The sequence below is a fragment of the Microbacterium sp. 05T445 genome, from assembly GCF_056395865.1.
Genome location: NZ_JBFTKJ010000001.1, coordinates 1,510,978 through 1,525,779, shown reverse-complemented (window position 1 = coordinate 1,525,779; position 14,802 = coordinate 1,510,978). Strand labels below are relative to the sequence as shown.

Genomic DNA, 14,802 nt, shown 5'->3' with positions numbered 1-14,802 from the left:
CGGGAGTAGGGGGTGTGGGCCCGCCTCGGGCGGGCGGGCCCACATGGGAGTCGACGCTTAGTTGGCCGGCTCGGGAAGGGGCGGAACGAGGCCCTTCGCCTGTTCTTCGTCGAACACCTTCTGGATGTTGGCGAGGAACTCCTCCGCGGTGACGTTGCCCAGCCACACCGAGTCGATGTCGGTGAAGGCGGCGGCGGTGGCCGGCGGGAAGAACGTGCCGGCGAAGTAGCCGTAGTTGCCTTCGTTGACACCGGCGATGGTCTCCTGCATCGCGGTGACGAACGGCTTGGACAGGCCGGTGAAGTCGTCGGCCGTGAGGTCGAAGTTCTTCAGCGGCACGGCCCAGTACCCGGGCCAGGTCTCGTTCATCTTCTGCGTGAAGTCGTCGCTCATCATGTAGTCGATGACCATCGCCGCGCCGTCCTTGTTCTTGGAGGCTTCGTTGATCGACAGCGACGCCGTGGTACCGAGCGTGTAGTACGGGCTGGGCAGATCGGGGTTGATCGTCGGGAACGCCATGTAGCCGAGGTCGGTGGTGTTGCCGGCGTCGTCGTTGAAGTAGTTCGACGCGAACTGGAACGCGAGGCTCGGTCCGATGAAGAAGGGCGACTTCTCTTCGCTGAGCAGCTTCATGGACTGGTCGAAGTTGAGCGTCGGGTAATCGTCGCCTCCGAGGTAGCCGGCGTTGTAGAAGTCCGCGGAGTCCTGGACGGCCTTGACCAGCACCGGGTCGGTCCACGGGATGGTGCCCTGCAGCGCGTCGTACACGGCCTTGCCACCGGCGACCTGCGAGAGGAACAGCGAGATGTAGTTCTGGTTGACCGGCTTCCAGCCCTGGTTGCCCGTGACCGACGAGTACAGGCCGGCGTCGGCTGCCTTGTCCATCACGGCGACGAACTCGTCGTAGTCGGTGGGGACCGCCACGCCGAGGCTGTCGAGCACCTTGGTGTTGTAGAACACGCCGATGTCTTCGATGGAGTTCGGCAGCGAGTAGAGCTTGCCGTCGTAGGTGCCGGACTCGTACATCGAGTCGAGGATCCGGTCCTTCCAGCCGTACTTCTCCGCATACGGGGTCATGTCGGCGAGCTTGCCCTCGGCGGCGTACGCGGATGCGAACGCGGGTCCCGAGCCGTAGACGATGTCCGGGCCGCGGTTGGCGCTGAGCGCGACCTGGATGTTCTTGTCGACTGCGTTGTCGAAGTTGACCTCGAGTTCGTACTCGTCCTGCGATGCGTTGAAGCCGTCGACGAGAACCTTCTGCATCGTCTCCTGCTGGGCCGGGGGCGCGCCCCAGAACCACAGTTCCAGCTTCTCCTTGCCGGCACCGGCCCCGCCGCTGCACCCGGCAGCTGTGAGCGCGATGGCGGCGGCCATGCTCACGACCGCGAGCGTGGTCACTTTCCTGTTCATGCTGTGTACTCCTCGTCGGGTACGTGGATGGGTTGTATTGAGGTTATAACCACCGTATGACCAAGTCAATGGTCAAAGATCACGACTCTGTCTCAGCAGGCCCGCTCCCGCGTCGGCGGCAGCATCGAGCACCGCCAGCTCAACGACGCCCTCGAGCGCGATGTCCATGCCAGATGCATGGCCGGCGCCGGTGATGAACTGCTTGCCGGCGATGACGTTGTCGGCCACGGAGCACACCGATCCCCCGCGCTTTCCGAAGAGCGCTGCCAGCGTGACGATCGCTGCGGACTCCCGGTCACCGTTGAGCACGCCGGCGCAGGCCCAGGTGTCGAGGATCTCGGTGTGCCAAGGCTGGAAGTAGCCGCCGACCGAGGGGCGTCCGACGCCGCAGAAGTCGCTGTCGCTCGATCGGGTGACACCGATGTGGAACGGCTGACCGAGCTCGTTCGCGGCACGCGCCATCGCGATCACCACATCGTACGAAGCCACCGCCGGGTAGGACGCGGGGATGTAGGCCTGCGTCATTCCCTCGTCCCGGACCACACCTGACGCGATGACAACGTCGCCGGGTTCGACCTTCGGGTGATAGCCGCCGGATCCGCCGACCCGGATGAAGGTGTCCGCCTCGGTGAACTCCAGCAGCTCATGCATGATGAGCTCCGCCTCCGGGGAGCCGCTGCCGCCCGAGACGACGGTCAACGGCACACTCTTGTAGCTGCCGGTCCACGTGGTGAACATGCCGGACCTGCCGATCTGCTCGGCATCGTCAAGGCGGCGGGCCAGCTGAGTTGCGGGGTCGTCGTCGTACGCGCAGAGCGGGTCGCGGACCGTCAGCAGCACATAGCGGGCCACCTTCCCCGGATCAAGCTGGGACAGCGCCGGACGCCCTTCGACCAGCAGGCCGCGCCTCGGCACGTTCTCGGTGTATCGGTAGGTGTCGTAGAGGCGATGTGGATTCCACTCTGAAGACATAGTCGTCCCCTTCTTCCTTGGTTGTTGACTGCGTTCAGGCGCGCGCGAACGAGACCTCGTGCGCCGCGCGCCGGATGGCTTCTCGCGCAGCCGGGTCCACCTCGGGCGCCCCAGGAGCGGCAACGACGGCACTGGCGGTCGCCGCAGCGACCCGGGCCGCGCGGCTCAAGTCGCCGGTGCGGGCGAAAACGGCGAGGAACGCGCCGGTGTAACTGTTTCCGCCCCCTGTGGGATCCAGCGCACGGGTGGGCGAGGTCCCCACCGTGTAGACACGGTCGTGCTCCACAACCAGCGAGCCGCGGGCGCCCCGCCGCAGCAGAGCGACGACGTCGGCGTTCTGGAGCTGCGCGATGGCGTCCTCGAGGCGACTGACCCCCAGCAGCGAGAACGCTTCGGATTCGTTGATGGACAGCAGATCGACCAGCTCGAGCTTCTCCCGCACCGTCGACAGATGCTCCGACCGGCACGAGTCCAGCGAGATCTCCCACAGCAGCGGGCCGCCGAAGCTGCGACGAAACTCCGCGACCTCTTCCCAGTACGAGGCCTCATGGTCGTGGAAGAGGTAGACGCCGGCGACCGAGTCGGCGTCTGCGGGGATGTGCCGGGGAAGCGGGGTGTGGGCGTGGAAGTGATCCAGCCCGTAGACGGGGGTCTCCTCCCGCTCCCCGTCCGCAAAGTACTGGATGCGGGTGCGCGGGGAATGCTGCCCGACCTCGAACAGTCCCGACGACGAGATCTGCCGCCGGGCGCACCATTCCGCGAGGAAGCTCTTGTCTTCGCGCCCCACGCCGGAGACCAGGAGAGTCGACGCGTCGGACGAAGCGAGGCTTGCACCGACCGCTGCATAAGCGCCCGCCCCACCGACCTCGTCGCCGACCCGATTGCGGTCTGCATCGAACACCTCGTCTACGACGATGTGCGAGAGCACGGCCACGGACGCCATCGATCCTCCAAAAGTCATGTGGTTATGCTTACAATACCTATAACCGTGGCATGTGCAAGCCGAGAGGAAGCCGATGAAGGTTCTGATTGACACCGACCCGGGGATGGACGACGCCCTCGCCATCTCCCTGGCTCACAAGTCCGCCGTCTTGGATGTCGTGGCGATCACCGCCGTGACCGGAAACCTTCCCAGCGATCGCACCGTCGCAAACGCCCTCCGCGTACTCGACCTCCTGGACGCACCGCAGATCCCTGTCGCACAGGGCCCCCTGGTGCCGCTCGGCGGGCACTACCCGTCGGACCCGTTCTCCCATGGGACGGACGGACTGGCCGAATCCGACCTTCCAGCCTCGGCCCGCCCCATCGACACCCGGAGCGCCGCGCAGCTCATCGTCGACATCGTCAACGAGCACACCGGCGAGATCGCGATCTGCGCCCTCGGCCCGCTGACGAACATCACCCAGGCCCTCGCAATCGACCCTGCACTGCCGTCCAAAGTGGCACAGTTGACAATCATCGGCGGATCGTTCGGCGCCACCCCGTACGCGTGGTCGCAGGCCACCGGCGACAACCCCACCAGCGAATGGAACGTGTTCGTCGACCCTGAAGCCGCCAAAACCGTCTTCAACGCCGGCTTCCCCCTGCTCGCGGTCGGTCTGGACGTCGCCACCCACCCACGGATCAACTTCCGCGACGACGACATGGTGCGACTGCGCCAGTCCACACACCCCGCAGCCGAACTCGCTGTCCGGGTCGTCGAGTTCGTACAGGGCCGCGGATACCAGAGCTATTGCTCCCTCATCGACAGTGCAGCAGTGGCCAGCCTCATCGACCCGACACTGGTAACCACCGAGACTGTGCTGTGCGACGTGGAGACCGAAGGACGCCTCACCCGCGGTATGACGGTCGTCGACCGGCGCCTCCACCACGAATGGACGGACCTTCCCCGAATCAAGATCGCTGTCGACTTCGACTACGCCCGCTTCCTCGACCTCGTCACAGACGAGCTGACCAGATGAGTACCTCGTCTGCGGGCGACCGACTGCCGTTCTGCGAGCTCCACGTCCACATCGAGGGGACCCTGGAGCCTGCCACGATCTTCGCGCTCGCCCGAGCGAAGGGCCTCGCCCTCCCGTATGCCTCGGAAGCTGAGCTGAAGCGGGCGTACCGGTTCACGGATCTGCAGTCGTTCCTGAACCTGTACTACGACAACATGCAGGTACTGCAGACCGAAGACGATTTCTTCGAACTCGCCGCCGCCTACCTCCGGCGCGCGCACGCCGGAGGCGTCGCCCATGCCGAGATGTTCGTCGACCCGCAGGCCCACTCCAAGCGCGGCATTCCAGAAGCCGTCGTGCTCGCCGGCCTGCACCGGGCCATCGACACGGTAGGTCACGAGACCGGGATCACCTCATCGATCATCGTCTGCATTCTCCGCGATGACCCTGTCGACGAGGCCGCACGGATGGTGGACCGAGTCCTCGAGTCCGGATTCGCCATCACCGGTCTCGGACTGGACTCCGCCGAGGTCGGCTACCCGCCGTCGCTGTTCCAAGGGATCTTCGAGCGCGCTCGCGCCGGCGGATTGCGGTTGGTCGCCCACGCCGGCGAGGAAGGCCCCGCAGACTATGTGTGGCAGGCCCTGGACGCGCTCGGGGTGGAACGGATCGACCATGGCAACCGCGCCCTCGAGGACGCCGCCCTGGTCGCAAGGATGGTCAGCGACCGAATCCCATTGACGATGTGCCCGCTCTCCAATGTCCGACTCCGGGTCATCGGCGAGATTTCCGAGTTCCCGCTGCGACAGGCCATGAACGCGGGGCTGCAGGTCACCATCAACTCGGACGACCCCGCCTACTTCGGCGGGTACCTGGACGACAACCTCCGCGCCCTCACCAGCGCGTTCGCGCTGACCGATGACGACCTGAGGCACCTGGCGGTGAACTCGGTCGATGCGAGCTTCGTGACGCCGGCGAGGCGGCAGCAGCTGCTGGAGCCCCTGAAGGGACGTGGATGATGCCATCCATGCGATGCGAAGCGAACGAGGTCAGCCGCCGTGGACGGCCCGCCGGTGCTGCCATTTCGTGGCGGTCGGGCGGCCCGGCCGACTTGATCCGGTAGAGGCGAGCGCTACCTCGGGGGCCCGAATTGCGGGTCGGTGCAGCAACGAAGAAGCCGGTCGGAGACCCTGTCTCCGACCGGCTTCTTTCGCACGTTCTGTGGCCCTGTAACTTTTTCCGCGAGCCCAGGCGCCTCAAGGGGTCTCCAGAGCCCTCCCCGGACACTTTCCGCGGTAAGCCTCTGAGTTTTCCACCGCGACACGACAACTCCAGGTCAGGAAGGCTTTCGCATCGACGCATTCGCGTGTCGAATACAGCGTGTGCGGTGCCCGCTGGGCGGGCCGGCATCAGCTTCTCTCGGGCTCCCATGAAACGTGCATGCGCGGTCAGCATCCGTTTGGGTGCGCGTTCGTTTCACCGCAGCCGCCCGATCGTGCAGTTGCCGTCCTACGTAGGCCACGCGGCCCCGGCCGTCCTCCACGTCGGCCGCCCCTCCCGGTGAGCTGGTTGAGTCGCGCAGGCGTGTCCGTCGGGTTACGTTGCTGGCTACGAACCCGCCTTCAGTTCGTGGGGGAGGGCGGTTCTTTGGACTCGTCTGGCCTTCCATTCTCGGGCATGGCAACTCGGGTGCTGCGTGGCCGCGAGGAGACCACGCGGAACGTCGCATATGCAAGGGCAACGAGCGCAACACCAACGATGACCCACCTGGCAGGGTCCGTCTGGATGGAAGAGACGACGCATTCGCCACGAGCGCTGCAAGTACCGTGCCCTTCCACGACGGCGTAGACGATTACAGCAATCGCAGCAACGCCGACCAGGGCCCAAAGTGTGCGGGCGAGGGCACCAGCCCTCCGCCGCGCACCTTCAGTTTGCGGATCGTTGGGCATCATCCAGGCTGATCCTGGTCGGAAGATTCTCACCCGGCTCTGGATCAACCTGAGTGAACGTCTCCGAGCCTTGCGCGGATCGCGCTTGGTCGGCCGGCGCTAGGTAGGCGCCAGCATTTGCACCTGTCACGTAAAACTGGCTGTCCAGAGGGGCAGCCAACCCAGATGAGGTGAGATAGAGCAGGTAAGTGGATCCAGGCGTGAAGATCGGCGTGGAAGGCGGCTGCTCTTCGCTGCCGATCTGTCGAACCCGGACCGTCCCACCGACTGCCAAGTCTCGGTCCGATTGAATGACCTCCGAAATCTGCACTGTCGAGACTGTGAAGTCCGTTGTCGGCTCAATGTCTTGGGCGACCGTCTGTTCGACGACCGACCCAACGAGGACTACGGCGCTGTCGGCCGCCAGTTCCTCCACGGAGGAGTAAAGGTGAACACGGGACATGGAGGAACCAGAGGTGGTGCTGGCGCAGCCGCCAAGCAGGGCTACGACAGCAATGGTTGCGGCAGCCAATCCCAGGACTTTTCGCGATCGCATGGTGTCTCGATTCAGTAGAGGGCGTTGATGCCGCTGATCTCGTCGGACGTTAGGTTGCGTACCCCCGCGTAGTAGGCATCCGACGCGGAGGTGTACATCACTCGTGCCACCACATTCGTGACGTGGTCAAGACCGAGCCCGTGACCGACTTCGTGCAACCAGACCACGCGGATCCGTCCTTCGTTCGACGCAAGGTTGGGGAGGTAGTAGTCATTCAGGCGAGCGTTTGAAGAGTTGGTGGCGCCGAACACGCAACCCCAGTTGTTCTGACCTTCCCACCCGGTCGCGCCGTAGTTGGTGTTGTTTGCGGTGAAGGTGGGGCCAGATGACGTCACGCCCGTGAGGTTCACATCCGTCCCCAGCGTGTAGTTGTTGAGCGCCGCGTACAGCGCGGTTCTCATCGTCCCGTTTGTGCCGGACAGATTGATGTTCAGATTCGGTGTTGACCACTTGCAACCAGTGGTCGTGTAGGCGCTGGCGGGCATAGGGGCTGCCACTATCCCGATCGCCAGAGCGAGCGCGCTCAACGCGCTCAGGGTCCGCACTCGCCCGCGCCCTGAGGGAACAGCCGGGGATGAGGGTCGGGACTGAGGTTTGCGTCGCATACCAGTACTCCTTCGTACCAATGCTCCGGCCAGCGCTGAAGCGGCCCCACGGTTGCACAACTCCCGTGCTTGCCGCTATCGGCATCTCTGGTTGACAGCCCACCGTCTGGGCTGCACAAGTTCGCCAATTGAGCGGAGCAACGCAACCGCAACTCCCTGCCATGCCATTTGCAACTGGTGGCCAATTTTCATCCGATCGGATGACTGACGACGCGCGAACCTCAACGCGTTTCGCATCAAAGGGATCGCGCTATCGAGGAGCCCGAGGTGTGCTCCTAAGCCGCAGGCTGGTTGGTCTTGCACGTAGCGCGTGGGCATCGCAGCGCGGCGCCACGCAGTGAGCTGTCCGGGTGCGCAGCTAGGACTTCGTGGACGACTCCAAGATCTACGCGGCGCTCGCTGAGATGATCTCCTCCGCGGCGTTGCACACTCCCCGAGGTGTGCAGCTGTCGCAGCCGGTGACCCCGTCCGAAAACCGCAGTGGTGGCGACTGGAAGCCGTCGAAGCGCCTGGCCATCATCGGCCCGCTCACCGAGGTTGCCGCACGGGCGGCCATTAGGGCATAGCCGCCCCCAGCGGAGCCTGCGCCATTGCAGACGGTCAAGCATCAGCAAGGCTGTCCGGCCGAGCAACTGAGCGCGACTCATCTACCGGATCTCGAAGCGTGCGTTCCCGTTGAAGGGGTTGGCTGCGCCGGAAGGCGCGGGCCGTCGTGGTCCCCAGCCAGGAGACCACTTACTGACACCCATCACTCAATGGGATGAAAGTCTCACGGCAAATCGCACTGACCAGCCGCACAACGAGCGCACCGCGTGGCGGCTCCAGATTCTGGCCCCAGCGGTTCCGGCGCTCGCATCCCCGCAGTGGGCGTTCGCGCGCAGGAGTTCCACCCCGTCAGCGTCCAGTCCTGTTCCCGTTCTCAGCGACAAAGAGGACGGTGGCCCGAGGCATTCGCGGCACCCGCTTCCGCGATGAAACCTTCGTTTCACATACCCTGGGTCCGATGACTGGTACGCAGGCAGGTCCGACGGCCGGGCGCAGGCGGTGGATTCCATGGTTGACCGGCGGGATTTTGCTGCTGTCGGCCGGCTTTGGTGTGGGGTGGGCCGTGACTACCGTGCTCACTCCAGCAGAGGATGCCCTCGACTCAACGCCCTACACGTATGTGGCGGTGGAGCAAGGGGACGTAGGTGCGAGCCTCCAACTCGACTCGGTGGCTGAGTGGGCGCCAGCGCCGGTGGGAGCCAACCGCGCTGCTGGTGTGGTCACCGGCGTCTCTGTGACAGCAGGTGAAGAAGTATCCCAAGGAAGCACACTCTATTCCGTCGATTTGCGACCTGTCGTGGTCGCGGAAGGGGACGTGCCTGCGTTCCGCGCAATGGGAGCTGGCGTGGAGGGGCCAGACGTCGCACAGTTGCAGAAGATGCTCACCGCTGGTGGGTTCTATTCAGGTCCGGCGGATGGCAGATCTGGGACGGGCACGGTTCGTGCGATCAGATCGTGGCAGAAGAGCATCGGGGTGCCGGAGACCGGAACCGTCGGCGCCGGCGACGTGATCTTTGTACCGAGTCTCCCTGCCCGCGTAGTGCTCGATAGCAAGGTCATCTTCCGCGGTGCGACGCTCGCTGGCGGGGAAGATGCGGTGCAAGGGCTCCCGGCCGCACCGTCATTCGGCGTACCAGTCACAGAGGGCCAAGCGGCGATGATGCCGGCGGGCACGCGGGTGCTCATTACGTCTCCGGAAGGTGCGCAGTGGGCTGGATACGCTGCGGGACGGACGACCGATGCTGACACCGGTGTCATCACGATTGCGCTCGAGGGTGAGGGCGGTGAGGCGCTCTGCGGCGACCAGTGCGGCCAGGTGCCTGTGACTGGGCAGTCGATGCTCCGATCGGAGGTCGTGACCGTGGAGACAGTCTCAGGCCTTGTCGTGCCGTCCGCTGCCCTGGTGACGCAGGCTGATGGACAAACGGCGGTCATCGAGCAGGGCGGCGAGCGGATCCCGGTAACCGTTGTCGCAGCAGCACGAGGAATGAGCGTCGTCGAGGGCGTGAGCGCGGGCACTCGTGTGCGTGTACCCGCCGCCAAGGGTTCCTGACGTGTTGAATGCTCGCGAGCTGTCGTTCTCCTACGCGGCGGGTGGGATGCCCATCATCCAGGATTGGTCGGCCGAGTTTCCTGCTGCCACAACTACAGCGCTGACTGGGCCCTCGGGGCGCGGCAAGTCAACCTTGCTCTACCTCCTAGGTCTCATGCTGCGCCCCGGCGCGGGCGAGGTGTTCCTCGATGGAGCACCGGTCACGCGTCTGCCGGATGCGGCCCGAGCTCGCATCCGCGCCGACAGATTCGGGTTCGTTTTCCAGGATGCGGCGTTGGACCAGACCCGCGCAGTGATCGACAACGTCACAGAAACCGCTCTCTACAGAGGGGTACGACGGGACACTGCGATACGGCGAGGAATGGAGTTGCTCGAGAAATTTGGCGTTGAAGTGCCGCCGGGCAGGAAACCAGGGCAGGTATCTGGCGGCCAAGCACAACGCATCGCGTTGTGCAGAGCGCTTCTCAGCGAACCTCGAGTACTGCTCGCTGACGAACCAACCGGCAACCTCGACCCAGCGACAACAGACATCGTGGTGGCTGCGCTTCAGCAGCATGCAGCTACCGGCGCTGCCGTCATCATCGTTACTCACTCACCGGACGTGGCAAACGCGTGTGATCGGAGGATCGAGCTGTGAGCGTTCGACCATCCGCGTTGGTGCGCGAAGCAGCAGCGTCAGCGATTTCACAACCGGTGGCATCCGTTGTCACCGTCCTGGTGATCGTTGGCATGGTACTCACGGTGATGCTGACCACTGGACGCACAGTTGGTGCGGAGCAGCGAGTTCTGAGCTCGATCGATGACGCTGGGACGCGCACGATCCAAGTGCGTGCCGAGAATGGCGCGGGTCTGACAAGCGACGTATTGGACCGCATCCGGAGCATCGAAGGGATCGAATGGGCGGCTGCCTTCTCCTCCGCCATCGACGCAACCAATACCGTCGTTCCTGACGGTGCGCGCGTGCCGGTTCGCCTGGCCTATGGCTCGCACCTGGAACGGCTCGGCATCCCCGCCACCTCGCCACTCCCGGGCAAGGTGGCGTATGGTTCCCGGACGGCGCTTGACCAGTTGGGACTACCGGACGTCGCTGGTTCGATCACGACTACTACCGGCACCGATTACGCGGTAGCAGGCATGATTTCGACGCCCGATTTCTTGGCCGGCTTCGAACCGCTGGTGCTTGTCGATCAGCCCCGGCCAACCGGCGACGAGACCGTGAACGTTCTCATCGTTATCGCGGAGCGACCCGACCTCGTAACGCCGGTGGCGGACGCGGTGGTTTCCGTGCTCGGAATCGACGACCGAACGAAAGTCCAGATTGAGACCTCGGAAGCGTTGGCGCAGCTCCGTTCAATCGTGCAGGCACAACTGGGGAGCTTCTCGCGAGGGCTTGTTCTGATCACGCTGGCCGTGTCCGGCCTGCTCGTCGCCATCGTTCTCTACGCACTTGTCATGATGCGACGAAAGGATTTCGGCCGCCGTCGCGCGCTGGGCGCAACACGAGGATTGATCATCGCCCTCCTCCTCACCCAGACCTGCATGTTGTCCATCGTTGGGGTTGCTCTCGGGCTAATAGCTTCCGTCGCGGTGCTCTTTGTGACCGGTGATCCTGCGCCGGGGGTGGGGTTTGCGGGTGCGCTTGCGATCCTCGCTGTCGGTACAGCAGCGGTTGCCGCCGTTGTTCCTGCCGTCCTGGCAAGCACGAGGGAGCCGATTAGAGAACTCCGAGTGCCATAGACCCTCTGTCGCAGCGCAGCTAGCGGCGGGGAACTGGTGTGGCCGAGGGAACGATCACCGAGGCTGAGGACACACTCGCTGGAGCTTGTCCCACGCATCGCCGACAACGGTGGTTGGAACCTGCTCATACGGAACGAACTCGGTGCCATCAATGAAGGCCTGCTTCGACGGCACGTCGGTAATCGGGTACCCCTGTTCTTCGAGGCAGTCCACGAGTGCCATCGTCTGGTCGTAGAGATCCGCCCGTTGATCAGTCGTCAGATTCGGCATCTTGTCGTAGCCGAACTTGACGCTGCACTCGTGCGTGGCGTCGTCGTAGGCCGGCATCTGAGAATCAGGGAGCTTGATGCCGATACTCCCATCGTCGTACACGGTGACGTCGTACCCAGCCTCGCTCAGGCAAGACCGCATGTTGTTGGCGAAATCGCCCGGCGTGACTTGTGGGCGCGGAGTCGTCGCTTCGTCGGAAGTACCTGCGCATCCAACGACCGTCGAGGCGAGCAGTATCACCGCACCCAGGATCATCGTCGATCGCGTGCGTCGCATCATGGTGTGAGTCTCCCCCCGGGTCAGGCTGGACGACCAGGCCACGCCGTCCAACCTGCCTCCTGGTCCGGCTAGACGTTAGTCCAGCCGATGTTGAACGGGTATCCGATGTCGCAGGCGATGAACTGATACGTGACCGGGCTGGATGAGTACGGCAGCGTCCGGGAGCTCAGGATCGTCGGCGCAAGGCTGCACCGCCACTGCACCTTCACCGACCCCGAACAGGTGATCTTGATGTAGCCCGGTGTACCGCCGATGACTTGCCCCGATCCACATGACCCGGCCGCGTTCGCCGGGACTGCACCCCCAAATAGCCCAGCCATCACCAGCGCTGCGCTTACCGCCGCCGTGCCTACGATCTTCTTCAGCTTCATCGCTCTTCCAATCTGTGTGATGCATAGCAAATGCTGTGCGTTCTCCCAGGAGGCTTGCATGCATGGGATTTGCTGTCGATGGCGGAACGCAGCCTCCAACCCCCAGGTCAACAGCCCTTTCTGACGCCCGCCGTCACAGGCTCAACCGGTTTTGGGACGCACTCAGATTGCTGATGAAGAAGCCTTGCGCATCCGTGGCGTTGTCCAGATTTCCAAGCGCTCAGCCCGGAACCGGTTCACGCTGGGCGATGGCCCAGGCCGTCGGAGTGGCCTAGTCACCGCGCCTCGATGAGCATCGAACTCGGACAGCCCGCCAGCCTAACGGGGTGCCAAATTCGTCCTCGCAATTCGTCCATTCGGATGAGACGTCGCCGCAGAATAGTCCGTCGGGTTCCTCCGTGAAGGCGATGGCTGCCGCACCCAGCGGCCAAGATCGGTCCCGACCGCCAACTACTGTCGTGGGGTGACAGCACCCGTCAACGCCACCCATCTCGCGTCGCACTCTCAGCTCCTGTCGGTCGACGACGACTCAGACCGGATCCTGAGCTCCCGGCGATCTGCACTCGTCCTCGCGTGCACGGTGTTCGTGACGACGACGATCCAAGTTCTCGTCCAACCCCTCGGGATTCTGCTCGATGGGCGGGTCGAGTGGACGCTTGTGGTTCCTCCACCGCTGATGCTCACGCTGCTCGTCCTCGGGTGCGCGGTACAGGCAGGCGCGTTCCTGCTGAGCGACCGCTGGCCCGAGATCACCGTGCTCATCGTTACTGCCATCTACATCGGCCTCGCGGTGGGTCTGGCTGTGCCGACGTGGCTGATCGGCATGTACCTGGTGATCGCGCTCGCGCTGTTCCTGCTTGCCACCCGCCGGCCGATCGCTGTCTCCATCGTGTGGCTGGTGGGTGTCGTCGCGGTCACGATGGGACCACTCTTTCTGGTGACGTTGTCGCTGGGTCTGCCTCCCGGCGCTGCAGTCAGCTTCGTCGTGGGGGAAACGACTCGGCTCGCAGCACCGGCAACCGCAGGCGCCGCGCTGGGTGTGTGGTGGGGCACGCAGACACGACGGGTCAGCCTCGCCCGCAGCCAGGCTGAGGCCGCCCGGCAGGAACACGACCGACGTGTCGCCGAGGCAAAGCAGCGGGAGCGGGAGCGGATCGCACAGGAGTTGCACGACGTCGCCGGTCAGCACCTGGCGGGCCTCATCACCCTCGCAGACGCCGCCTTGACAATCGCCCCTGTGCGGCCGGAAGACGCCCTGCAGCTGGTCGAAGAGGTTCGCGACGAGGGCCGCTTCGCGGCTGCGAGCCTTGCCGGCGCCCTTACCGACCTGCGCGCGGTGGGCACAGAACCCCGGGAGATGACGCGCGACCTGCGGCAAGCCGACGAACTCGTCGAATACTGGCAGAAGCGCGGGATGCACATCCGACTCGTCACGCCTTCGCCGGTAGATGAGCTTCCGGCCGTCGTCTCGGCCACCGCGTACCGGTGCACGCAGGAAGCGATCACCAATGCCGCCAAACACGCGCCCGGGTCAGCGGTCGACGTGGAGCTTGCCGCACGCTCAGACCGCCTTGAGGTGACCGTCACAAACGGGCCTCCGCCGACGGGAACTCCCCCGATCGCGGGGCTCGGGCTGGGTTGGGGGCTCACCGGGATCCGCGAACGCATCGACCTGCTGCGGGGCACACTGGTGTTTGGTACGACGCCAGAGGGTGGGTGGATGGTCCGGTTCATCATCCCGTTCGCCCAACCGAACTGAAACGAGACGATGACTTCCCGCCCCGCGCCGATCCGCGTCCTGATCGCCGACGACAACCGCTCCGTACGCAAAGGCCTGCGCCTGCAGCTTGAAGCCGCGGGCGGCATCCACGTGCTCGGAGAGGTCTCCAACGGTCGTGACGCCATCAGTGTCGCCCGTCGCGAATGTGCGGACGTGGTGCTCATGGACCTGCAGATGCCGGGGATGACCGGAGTGGAGGCGACGCGGGAGCTCACTCGGTCCACCACGGAGCGGCCAGTCGCGGTCATTGTGATGACCAGCTACGCGATCGACACGTACGTGACAGACGCGCTGGACGCCGGCGCGATCGGGTATCTGCTGAAGAACCACGACTCCGACCAGCTGCTGCCAGCGATCCACGCTGCGATGCGCGGGGAGGCCCACCTCTCCGAGCGCGTCACCACCCCGATCCAGCGCGAGTTCATGCGTCGGGGCGCTGCCGACCCAGACATGGCCGCCCGGTTGTCCTCTGCCGAGCGCCGCGTGGTCGCCGTGCTCTCGAGCGGCACAACGAGCAACGAGCAGATCGCGGGGCGCCTCGGCGTGTCGGTGCACACTGTTCGCTCGCAGTTGCAGTCCGCGTTGAAGAAGGTCGGCGTGGAAGATCGCACGCAGCTGGCACTGTGGGGCGCGCGCAACCATCTGGACCGCGACGTCGATTCACTCATTTGAGTGAATTTCTAGGTACGTAATTCGCGCCACCGAACCGCCTCGCGCGGAGACTTTCCGGCTCCGACCGCGGGAATCAGCGGCTGAGTCGTCCCACCCCTGAACCCGGCCCCTCGAGGCGCGGTCATCGGTTGCACTCCCCACCTACGGACAATGTCCTGCACCTTCCGCGCCGACATTGATGGGG

General features: G+C 64.8%; 15 protein-coding genes. 8 read left to right on the top strand and 7 right to left on the bottom strand.

Going from position 1 to position 14,802, the window contains the following annotated elements; translation table 11 throughout:
- Positions 1-57 precede the first annotated feature (57 nt).
- From AC1DDU_RS07350 to AC1DDU_RS07340, 3 genes are all read right to left on the bottom strand, one after another.
- Positions 58-1,410, bottom strand: a complete 1,353-nt coding sequence (locus tag AC1DDU_RS07350) for an ABC transporter substrate-binding protein (RefSeq protein WP_477432560.1) — start codon at positions 1,408-1,410, stop codon at positions 58-60.
- Positions 1,411-1,482: 72 nt separating this feature from the next.
- Entirely contained in the window at positions 1,483-2,325 is an 843-nt protein-coding gene (locus AC1DDU_RS07345; RefSeq protein ID WP_477432558.1) for a nucleoside phosphorylase, read from the bottom strand.
- Between the two features lie 91 nt (positions 2,326-2,416).
- Positions 2,417-3,343 carry a carbohydrate kinase family protein gene (locus AC1DDU_RS07340; protein ID WP_477432556.1) on the bottom strand — a complete coding sequence of 309 codons (927 nt, stop codon included), beginning with the start codon at positions 3,341-3,343 and terminating at the stop codon, positions 2,417-2,419.
- A gap of 55 nt (positions 3,344-3,398) precedes the next feature.
- Between AC1DDU_RS07340 and AC1DDU_RS07335 the strand changes: the two genes are divergently transcribed.
- Positions 3,399-4,343, top strand: a complete 945-nt coding sequence (locus AC1DDU_RS07335; protein WP_477432554.1) for a nucleoside hydrolase — start codon at positions 3,399-3,401, stop codon at positions 4,341-4,343.
- Entirely contained in the window at positions 4,340-5,341 is a 1,002-nt protein-coding gene (locus tag AC1DDU_RS07330; RefSeq protein WP_477433461.1) for an adenosine deaminase, read from the top strand. Before AC1DDU_RS07335 ends, AC1DDU_RS07330 begins: the two co-directional genes overlap by 4 nt.
- A gap of 907 nt (positions 5,342-6,248) precedes the next feature.
- Here AC1DDU_RS07330 and AC1DDU_RS07325 read toward each other — a convergent pair.
- Both AC1DDU_RS07325 and AC1DDU_RS07320 read right to left on the bottom strand, forming a co-directional pair.
- Complete coding sequence (locus tag AC1DDU_RS07325) at positions 6,249-6,782, bottom strand: hypothetical protein (RefSeq protein ID WP_477432552.1); 534 nt, start codon at positions 6,780-6,782, stop codon at positions 6,249-6,251.
- Between the two features lie 35 nt (positions 6,783-6,817).
- Positions 6,818-7,291: a matrixin family metalloprotease gene (locus AC1DDU_RS07320; protein ID WP_477432550.1), complete on the bottom strand. Its 474-nt coding sequence runs from the start codon at positions 7,289-7,291 to the stop codon at positions 6,818-6,820.
- 488 nt (positions 7,292-7,779) lie between these two features.
- On the opposite strand from AC1DDU_RS07320, the gene AC1DDU_RS07315 reads away from it, so the two are divergent.
- From AC1DDU_RS07315 to AC1DDU_RS07300, 4 genes are all read left to right on the top strand, one after another.
- The gene (locus AC1DDU_RS07315) at positions 7,780-7,977 is read left to right on the top strand and encodes a hypothetical protein (protein ID WP_477432548.1); all 198 of its coding nucleotides are present in this window, start codon (positions 7,780-7,782) and stop codon (positions 7,975-7,977) included.
- 542 nt (positions 7,978-8,519) lie between these two features.
- Complete coding sequence (locus AC1DDU_RS07310; protein ID WP_477432546.1) at positions 8,520-9,509, top strand: peptidoglycan-binding domain-containing protein; 990 nt, start codon at positions 8,520-8,522, stop codon at positions 9,507-9,509.
- Between the two features lies 1 nt (position 9,510).
- Entirely contained in the window at positions 9,511-10,146 is a 636-nt protein-coding gene (locus AC1DDU_RS07305; RefSeq protein ID WP_477432544.1) for an ABC transporter ATP-binding protein, read from the top strand.
- Complete coding sequence (locus tag AC1DDU_RS07300) at positions 10,143-11,246, top strand: ABC transporter permease (protein ID WP_477432542.1); 1,104 nt, start codon at positions 10,143-10,145, stop codon at positions 11,244-11,246. The genes AC1DDU_RS07305 and AC1DDU_RS07300 overlap by 4 nt, the downstream gene beginning before the upstream one ends.
- A 54-nt stretch (positions 11,247-11,300) precedes the next feature.
- Here AC1DDU_RS07300 and AC1DDU_RS07295 read toward each other — a convergent pair whose 3' ends face one another.
- Both AC1DDU_RS07295 and AC1DDU_RS07290 read right to left on the bottom strand, forming a co-directional pair.
- Complete coding sequence (locus tag AC1DDU_RS07295; protein ID WP_477432540.1) at positions 11,301-11,795, bottom strand: hypothetical protein; 495 nt, start codon at positions 11,793-11,795, stop codon at positions 11,301-11,303.
- Positions 11,796-11,863: 68 nt separating this feature from the next.
- Complete coding sequence (locus AC1DDU_RS07290) at positions 11,864-12,166, bottom strand: hypothetical protein (protein ID WP_477432538.1); 303 nt, start codon at positions 12,164-12,166, stop codon at positions 11,864-11,866.
- Between the two features lie 463 nt (positions 12,167-12,629).
- Between AC1DDU_RS07290 and AC1DDU_RS07285 the strand changes: the two genes are divergently transcribed.
- Both AC1DDU_RS07285 and AC1DDU_RS07280 read left to right on the top strand, forming a co-directional pair.
- Positions 12,630-13,925, top strand: a complete 1,296-nt coding sequence (locus AC1DDU_RS07285) for a sensor histidine kinase (protein WP_477432536.1) — start codon at positions 12,630-12,632, stop codon at positions 13,923-13,925.
- A 9-nt stretch (positions 13,926-13,934) separates the two neighbouring features.
- Positions 13,935-14,618 (top strand): response regulator transcription factor, encoded by a 684-nt coding sequence (locus tag AC1DDU_RS07280; protein WP_477432534.1) that lies wholly within the window; start codon positions 13,935-13,937, stop codon positions 14,616-14,618.
- The last annotated feature ends 184 nt before the right edge of the window (positions 14,619-14,802 follow it).